Below are 248 nucleotides of genomic sequence, written 5' to 3'. Positions count from 1 at the left end.
GCTTGAAGTTGGCAATCGCGTCCTCGTTGAACCCACTATCGCGATAGGCATCCCCGATTGCGATAGACCAGATCGCATTGCCACCGGCGGCCTTGATTAGTTGCGCGAAGAGAGCGTCGGCTTTTTTCTTCTCGTGGAGGGCAAGGTAGGTCGAGCCGAGCTTGAACGCGATGCCCGGATCCGGGCGGAGCTCAACGGCGCGCGTGAAGGCGGTGACGGCATCGCGCTCACGGTTCAGGTCTTTCAGG

Annotated in this window: 1 protein-coding gene; it reads right to left on the bottom strand. The window is 60.5% G+C overall.

The annotated features are described in order from the left end of the window. Nucleotides 1-248: tetratricopeptide repeat protein (locus AC5IJH_RS18570; RefSeq protein ID WP_491904296.1), on the bottom strand; the 248-nt coding region annotated here is incomplete at both ends.

This window comes from Candidatus Dedyshia acidiphila (assembly GCF_051025295.1).
Taxonomy (GTDB): Bacteria; Acidobacteriota; Terriglobia; order Terriglobales; family Acidobacteriaceae; genus KBS-83.
This window is presented reverse-complemented; position numbering and strand designations above follow the sequence as displayed.